7 protein-coding genes are annotated in these 7,536 nt (G+C 74.8%); all 7 read right to left on the bottom strand.

Features of this window, described 5'->3' with window-relative positions; all coding sequences use genetic code 11:
- Positions 1 to 120: 120 nt before the first annotated feature.
- The 7 genes from ASE87_RS10910 to ASE87_RS10880 all read right to left on the bottom strand — a co-directional run bounded on the left by ASE87_RS10910 (position 121) and on the right by ASE87_RS10880 (position 7,171).
- Complete coding sequence (locus ASE87_RS10910) at positions 121 to 1,290, bottom strand: flagellar hook protein FlgE (RefSeq protein WP_043597522.1); 1,170 nt, start codon at positions 1,288 to 1,290, stop codon at positions 121 to 123.
- Positions 1,291 to 1,430: 140 nt separating this feature from the next.
- Positions 1,431 to 1,877 (bottom strand): flagellar hook assembly protein FlgD, encoded by a 447-nt coding sequence (locus ASE87_RS10905; protein WP_056228465.1) that lies wholly within the window; start codon positions 1,875 to 1,877, stop codon positions 1,431 to 1,433.
- A 12-nt stretch (positions 1,878 to 1,889) separates the two neighbouring features.
- Positions 1,890 to 3,791 carry a flagellar hook-length control protein FliK gene (locus ASE87_RS10900; protein WP_056228462.1) on the bottom strand — a complete coding sequence of 634 codons (1,902 nt, stop codon included), beginning with the start codon at positions 3,789 to 3,791 and terminating at the stop codon, positions 1,890 to 1,892.
- Complete coding sequence (locus ASE87_RS10895) at positions 3,788 to 4,552, bottom strand: C40 family peptidase (protein ID WP_235472283.1); 765 nt, start codon at positions 4,550 to 4,552, stop codon at positions 3,788 to 3,790. Before ASE87_RS10895 ends, ASE87_RS10900 begins: the two co-directional genes overlap by 4 nt.
- Positions 4,549 to 5,007 (bottom strand): hypothetical protein, encoded by a 459-nt coding sequence (locus ASE87_RS10890; RefSeq protein ID WP_192118707.1) that lies wholly within the window; start codon positions 5,005 to 5,007, stop codon positions 4,549 to 4,551. Before ASE87_RS10890 ends, ASE87_RS10895 begins: the two co-directional genes overlap by 4 nt.
- Positions 5,007 to 6,359 (bottom strand): FliI/YscN family ATPase, encoded by a 1,353-nt coding sequence (locus ASE87_RS10885; protein WP_043597537.1) that lies wholly within the window; start codon positions 6,357 to 6,359, stop codon positions 5,007 to 5,009. The genes ASE87_RS10890 and ASE87_RS10885 overlap by 1 nt, the downstream gene beginning before the upstream one ends.
- Positions 6,360 to 6,424: 65 nt before the next feature.
- Positions 6,425 to 7,171, bottom strand: a complete 747-nt coding sequence (locus tag ASE87_RS10880) for a FliH/SctL family protein (protein ID WP_157489826.1) — start codon at positions 7,169 to 7,171, stop codon at positions 6,425 to 6,427.
- Positions 7,172 to 7,536: the final 365 nt, after the last annotated feature.

Below are 7,536 nucleotides of genomic sequence, written 5' to 3'. Positions count from 1 at the left end.
GGGTTCGTCGTGGGCGGGCGTCCGAAGACGCCCGCCGCCGACGAACCCGCCCGTCCGAGCGGTCGTGGCCGTGCCAGCGGCAGCAACAGCAGCCGCAGCAGCAGCCGCCGCAGCAGCCGACTAGCGCTTGAGGTTGGTGAGCTCCTGCAGCACCTCGTCCGAGGTGGTGATGATGCGGGCGTTGGCCTGGAAGCCGCGCTGGGCGACGATCAGGTTGGTGAACTCCTGCGAGAGGTCGACGTTCGACATCTCGAGCGAGCCGCTGGCCAGCGAACCGACGCCGGGCGAACCGGGGGCGCCGACCGTCGCGGCACCCGAGTTGGCGGTCGCGCGGTAGCCCGAGTTGCCCTCCTTCTCGAGGCCGCCGGGGTTCGTGAAGGTCGCGAGCACGACGCGACCGAGGCCGACCGTCGAACCGTTGCTGAACTGGCCCATCAGCGTGCCGTCCTTCGACAGCGAGAAGCCCTGCAGCGTGCCGGCCGCGCGGCCGTTCTGCTCGGTGATGGACGTGGTGTTGAGCGCCGCGAAGCCGGTGATGCCCGACAGGTCGACGGTGACGCCGTTGAGCCGCAGCGACGCGGCACCGGTCTGCTTGCCGTCGGTGAAGGCCATGGAGGCGGTGGCGCCGCCGTTGCCGTCGGTCGCGGAGGCGTCCCAGCCGGTCGTCGTACGGGTGAAGGTGAGCGTCAGGGTGCGCTCGAGGCCGTTGGCGTCGAACACCTTGGTGTCGCGGACGATCTTGTCGCCGACCGCCGACTCGCTCGGCAGGTTGCCGCCGACCGTGGCGCTCGAGGTCGCGGTGGCCGGGGCCGCCGCGTTCAGGGGCAGCGTGATGTCGCCGAGCGCGCCTCCGTCGTTGATGACGCCGTTCGTCGCCGAGTAGCCCTGCACGATCTTGCCGTCGGACGACACGAGACGACCGTCGGCGTCGAAGTCGAACGCACCCGATCGGGTGTAGACGGTGTCGTTGCCGAGACGGGTGACGAAGAAGCCGTCGCCCGAGATCATCAGGTCGGTGGCCTTGCCGGTGGCCTGCGCCGACCCCTGCGCGAAGTTCGTCGAGATGCCGGCGACCTGCACGCCGAGGCCGATCTGCGCGGGGTTCGTGCCGCCGATGCCGGTCTGCGGGCCGCCGGCGCCCTGCGTGATCTGCGACAGCGTGTCCTGGAACTGCGTGGTCGACGACTTGAAGCCGGCGGTGTTGACGTTGGCGATGTTGTTGCCGGTGACGTCGAGCATCGTCTGGTGCGAGCGGAGGCCCGAGATGCCGGAGTAGAGGGAGCGGAGCATGGGTGCTGCCTTTCAGCTGGGGAGAGATCTGGAGGCGCGTCCTGCGCGGGTGGTGCCGGTCGCGTCCTGCTCCCGGTGTGGTTCGAGGGGTGGTGCGGGTCGTGCGGGTGGTGCTGCGGGGTGCGCGTCGGGGACGCGTGTCACGCCTTCGTGGTGGCGATGCCCGAGATGAGATCCAACGCGACCTCCTTCCCGCCGACCGAGACCTTGGGGACGGCCTCGGCGAACGACACGCTCGTCGCGGTTCCCTTGACCTCGACGCCGTCCGGGCCCGTGTAGCTGACCTCGCGGCCGACCAGGTTCGACGCGGCGATGCGCATCTGCAGCGAGAAGTTCTCGTCGGCCGTCGTCGTCTGGGCGGTGACCTGCTCCATCATCGCCAGCTGGGTGGTCTGCGACATCATGGCGTTGGTGTCCATCGGGGTCGACGGGTCCTGGTTCTTCAGCTGCGTGACGAGCAGCTTCATGAACATCTCGCTGTCCATCGTGTTCGCCGTGGCACGGCTCGAGCCGCTCTTCGCGGCGTTGGCGGCGGCGATCTGGGTCGCGACGTCGACGGTTCCCGATATCTGGTCGATCGAGGGCATGGGGTCTCCGGTTCAGGCCAGGACGTCGAGGGACGTCGAGAGGGACGAGGAGGCGCGGGCACGGTCGACCGCGCCCGTCGCGTCGAGGGGGTCGGTTCCGTCGCGCGGCGCGAGTCCGGTGCGGGCGTCGGCGGTGCGCGCCTCGGCGGCGTCGCGCGCCTGTCGACCCGCCCCGCCGTCGGCACCGGCCTGGGCCCCGAGCGAGCCGGGCTGACCGGAGCGGTCGCCCCGGGCGTCGGACGGCTGGTTCTGGGACGAGAGGTCGACGCTGGTCTGGTGACCCGCGCCTCCCGGGTTCGACGCGGTCGCGAGGTCGCGGCGCAGGTCGCCGAGGATCGCCCGCACGGCGTCGCGGCCGGCGTCCGACGCCGCGAACATCTCGACGTGCGTGCCGTGCGCCGAGACGTGGGCCCGGACGGTGACCGGGCCGAGCGCCTCGGGGGCGACGTCGACGGTGACGACGTGCACCCCGGGGCCCGCCGCGGCGAGCGTGAAGAGCGGGCGGGCGAGCTGCTGGGTCAACGGGGCCGGCTGCGCGGCGGCCGGCGTCGGGGTCGCGGACGAGGAGGCGCTGGTGGCGGAGGCGGCGGACGTCGCGACGGTCCCGGGGACGGCGAGCACGATCGGGTCGACCGGGGCGGTGGCGGTCGCGGGGGCCGGGACGGTGGCGGGTGACGGTGCCGTCGTCGACGAGGTCGAGGGAGCCGTCGTGCCGGAGGGGCCGGGCGCGCCGGACGTGACGGTGGCGGGCGACGAGACGGGACGTCCGTCCGACGCCGTCGCCGCGGAGGAGGCGGGCCCCGGGATCGGTGATCCGGTACGGACCGGATCACCGGTGACGGGCAACGCCTCGGAGCGGCCGGCCGATCCGGTGGGTACCGGAGCGAACGAACCGGCGAGGGCCGAGTCGGCAGACGTGCCGACCGCACCCGTGCCCGAGGGCGCGACGGCGGTCGCTGCGGCACCGGCGGGCGGGGCAGCGGTCGCGGCGGCGGTCCCCGGGGCGGACGCCGTGCTCGTCGCCCCGACGGTCGCGGCGACGGCAGCAGCTCCCGAGGAGACGGTGGTGGGTGCCGACGCGTCGAGGGCCGAGCCGGCGACGGACAGGTCGGCCGATCCGGTGCGTGCCGGGTCGAGGTCGGAGACAGGCCCGGAGACCATCGACGAGACGGCCGATCCGGTACGTGCCGGATCGTGGCTCTCGGCCGAGGCGCCTGAGGAGGTCGACGCTCCGGTACGGACCGGATCGGCGAACGCGGAAGGACGCAGGGACACGGTGCCGAGGGCAGGAGCCGCCGCGGGGGCGGTCCCCGCGGCGTCCGTCGTCCCGGTGGACCCGGCCGAGACGGAGGCGCCGACGGCGCTGTTGCTGACGACGGCGCCGGCGAGAGCGACGGGCAGACCGGGCGTCGTGACGCCGGATGCCGTTCCGTCCGACACGGCGGGCCCGCCGTCGGTCGTCGACAGGGGCTCGGCGGCTCGGCTCGCGGTTCCGGGCTCGGCGGCACCGGCTGGTCCGGCGGTCGACGCCGAGGTCACCCCGACGAGTGAGCGGCGCCAGGGTGCGACGGACGCGGGGTCGAGCGACGACGTCGCCACGGCCTCGTCCGAGTCAGAGGTCGAGCCGTCCGGGGCGCCCGGGGCGTTCCGGTCGACGGTCCGGCCGACGGCGCGGGCGTCACGGTCGGCGGTGCGAGCGTCACGGTCCGCGCCGCGGGCGTCGCGCCGGTCGGCGGCCCGCGTCGAGGCGTGCTCGTCGCGCATGGCCGCGCCGAAGCCTGCGGCCGCCCGGTCGGCGTCGCGGGCGGCACCGGCACCGCCTGCTCCCGGCCCGCGCGACCCGACGGGAGTGCGCAGCGACGAGGCCTCCGACAGGGCCGGAGGCGCGAACGGCAGGGTGCGGGACAGCGTCACGAGGCCACCCCCGCGCTCATCAGCTTCTGGAGGGCCGCGGTCATCAGGTCGGTTCCCGACGAGGACGCACCGGCCGCGCCGGCCGCGCCGGAGAGGCCGGAGAGACCCGACAGGCCCGACAGGCCGGACAGCGCCGACGACGCGGCCGACGCGGGCGCGGCACCCGTCCCGCCCTCGGCCGGGACGATGCGCCGGATCGTGCTGAGGTCGGAGTCCTTGTACCAGTTGTCGACGATCTGGACGTCCTTGCCCGGGCGGGGTGCGTGCAGCACCTTGCCGTCGCCGAGGTAGATCACGATGTGTCCCTCGCCCTTGGGCACGAGCAGGTCGCCGGGCTTCGCCTCGGCGAGCGACGACACCTCGGCGCCCATCTTCGCCTGGTCGGGCACGACGCGCGGCATGCTGACTCCGAGGTCCTTGAAGACCGTCTGTACGAGGCCCGAGCAGTCCATGCCCGTCCGGTCCTCGCCGCCGAACACGTACGGCACGCCGAGGTACTTCTTCGCGGACTCGACCACGTCCGAGCCGTCGGCTCCGCTGCCGCTCGCGACCGACCCGGCCACCGCGTCCACGGAGGCGCTGGTCGCCGTGGCACCCGTCCCGGACGTGCCGGCGAGCGCGTCGGCGAAGGCCGTGGCCGACGTCGCGGACGCGGCGGTGGCCGTCGCGGACGTCGCCGCACCGGTGGTGCCGGCACGGAGCTGGGCGATGGTCGCCTGGATGTCCTGGATTCGGGACAGGACCTCGGTCACGGGACTCACGCCGCGCCTCCTGGGTTCTCGGGGTCGGTGCCGGACGGCGAGCCGTCGGGTCGGGGGCGCGAGGCGATCTCGTCGAGGGCGATCTGCTCGTCGCGCAGGTCGGCGGCCGCCTCGGCCACCACGTGCTTCTGCTCGAGCTTCTCGAGGCCGATCGCGGCACGACGCGCCTCGTTGAAGGCGGCCTGCGCGGCGTCGGCGTCGGCCTGACGGCGCTGCGTGACCGCGTCGAGCTCGGCGAGCATGCCGCGTGACGAGGCCCGCGAGGCGGCGAGCGCGCTCAGCATGGCCGCGTCGGTGACCTCGGACGGCTCGTCGGCGAGGGTGCGCTTGGCGCGCACGCGCTCGTCGGCGGCCTCACGCAGGCGGTCGTTGGCCTCGGCGAGGACGGCACCGGCCTGGTCCTGCTGGGCGTGACGCAGCCGCAGCAGACCGAGCAGCGAGAACGGACGTGCCATCAGATCGCTCCGAACCGTGAGGTGAGCGAGGCGAGGGCGTTCCACGAGTCGGCCGAGGCCGCCCGGTCGTCCATGCCCTGCTGCAGGAACGCGTCGATGGCGCCCTGGTGGTCGACCGCCGCGTCGACGAGCGGGTTGGTGCCGCGCTGGTACGCGCCGACGTCGAGCAGGTCCTGCGCGGCCCGGCGCGCGGCCATCACCTTGCGGAGCGTCGTCGCGGCGGCGCGCTGGGGCGGGCTGGTCACCTTCGAGGCGACGCGCGAGACCGAGCCGAGAGCGTCGACCGACGGGAAGTGCCCGGTCACGGCGAGCTTGCGGTCGAGCACGACGTGACCGTCGAGGATGCTGCGCGCGGCGTCGGCGATCGGTTCGTTGTGGTCGTCGCCGTCGACCAGGACCGTGTAGAGCCCGGTGACCGAGCCGACGCGGTCGGTCCCGGCACGTTCGAGCAGGCCGGCCAGCACCGAGAACGTCGACGGCGGGTAGCCGCGGGTCGCGGGCGGTTCGCCGACCGAGAGGCCGATCTCGCGCTGGGCCATCGCCACGCGGGTGAGCGAGTCCATCATCAGCACGACGTCGGCGCCCTGGTCGCGGAACGACTCGGCGATGCGGGTCGCGACGAACGCGGCGCGGAGGCGCATCAGAGCGGGCTCGTCGCTGGTCGAGACGACGACGATCGAGCGGGCGAGGCCCTCGGGCCCGAGGTCGTCCTCGAGGAACTCCCGCACCTCGCGGCCGCGCTCGCCGACGAGGGCGATCACGCTGACCTGGGCGTCCGAGCCGCGGGCGATCATCGACAACAGCGACGACTTGCCGACGCCCGAGCCGGCGAACAGGCCGACGCGCTGGCCCTTGCCGACCGTGGTCAGGGTGTCGAGCACGCGCACGCCGAGCTGCAGGGGCGTGTCGATGCGCGCCCGGTGCATGGCCGACGGGGTCTCGTGGTCGAGCGGCACGAGGTCGACGCGACCCCCGTCGGCCCCGACGAGCGGCCCCTTGCCGTCGATCGGCCGGCCGAGCCCGTCGAGCACACGCCCGAACAGGCCCGTGCCGGTCGGGACGAGCAGCGGACGACCGGTCGAGCGCACGGGCGTGCCGGTCGTGATGCCGGTCAGGCGGCCGAGCGGCATGCAGCGCACGCCGTCGGGCGTGGTCGCGACGACCTCGGCGAGGTTCGAGCCGGCGTCCGGCCGGCCGGACGTCGATGTCGCGTCACCGACGGCGACGATCTCGCCGACGGCCGCGTCGAGGCCCTGCACGGTGAGGCCGAGGCCCACGGCCGAGCTGACCCGGCCCACGCGTTGCGGGCGGGCCGCGACGCGTGCGGCGGCGAGACGGGGGGCGAGGGCGATCGGGACGCGCGGGCGACCGTCGACGACGGCACCCGTCGACGCGAGGGCAGGAGGCGCGGTGAGGGTCACGAGACGCCCCCGTCCGATGCCGGGTCGCCGAGCAGCGCCGTCCGGGCCCGGTCGAGCGCCGTGCCGAGGCGGGCGTCGACCTGGCCGATGCGCCGCTCGGCCTCGGCGTCGCCGCGGGCCAGGCTCGCATCGGCGACGAAGGCGAGGTCGGCGGCCACGGAGTCGCGGGTCGCGGCGTCGAGTTGCGCGAGGTCGGCGGGGTGCAGACGGACGGTCACGACGTCGCCGGGGTCGGTCACGGCCAGGGCACGGGCGACGGCCGCACGGGCCGTGCGACCTGCGCGTGGGTCGAGATCGGGCGTGGCGGTGGCATCGGGCGTGGCGGTGGCGTCGGCCCCGTGCGAGCCGTCGTCGACGGACTCGGAGGCGCGCAGTTCGTAGCCGAGGACCGCCTCGGCGAGCTCGAAGGCGGTCGCGACCAGCGCCTCCTCGGCGTCGTCCAGGACGGGCGCGACGCGGGCGTCGAGCGCGCGGGCCGACGTGATGAGGGCCTCGACGGCCGAGACGGTCGCGGCCTGGAGGCGGTGCAGCAGGTCGGAGTGCTCGGCCTCGAGCACGGCCCGGCGGGCGGCGAGTTCGAGCTCGGCCGCGCGGAGGCCGGCGGCGTACCCGGCGGCGTGACCGCGGGCCTCGGCCCGGGCGTCGTGCGACCGTCGGGTGGCGGCGGCGTCGGACCCGGGCAGCGTGACGGACGGGTAGCTGACGCGCGCGAAGGCCGGGGCGGCGCCCTCGGGGGTCATCACGGAATCGAGCATCACGAGCCGTTCGGCATTGGGGGTGACGGCCGATCCGTGGCCAGGGGTGAGGTGAGCGATCCGTGCTCAGGGGCGACTCTCGGCCCGCGGCGGGCGAGCGTTAGGGCTTGCCCCGAAGGGGGGCCGCCTCGCGTGCCGAACCCGACCCGCACCTCCCGGCCCGGCGTGCCGAACCCGACCCGCACCTCCCGGCCCGGCGTGCCGAACCCGACCCGCACCTCCCGAACCGGCGTGCCGAACCCGACCCGCGCCTCCCGAACCGGCGTGCCGAACCCGACCCGCACCTCCCGACCCGGCGTGCCGAACCCGACCCCGTCGACCCGACACGCCGCTCACCTTCGTCAGCAGCCGGC

The organism is Frigoribacterium sp. Leaf44 (assembly GCF_001421865.1).
Taxonomy (GTDB): Bacteria; Actinomycetota; Actinomycetes; order Actinomycetales; family Microbacteriaceae; genus Frigoribacterium.
This window is presented reverse-complemented; position numbering and strand designations above follow the sequence as displayed.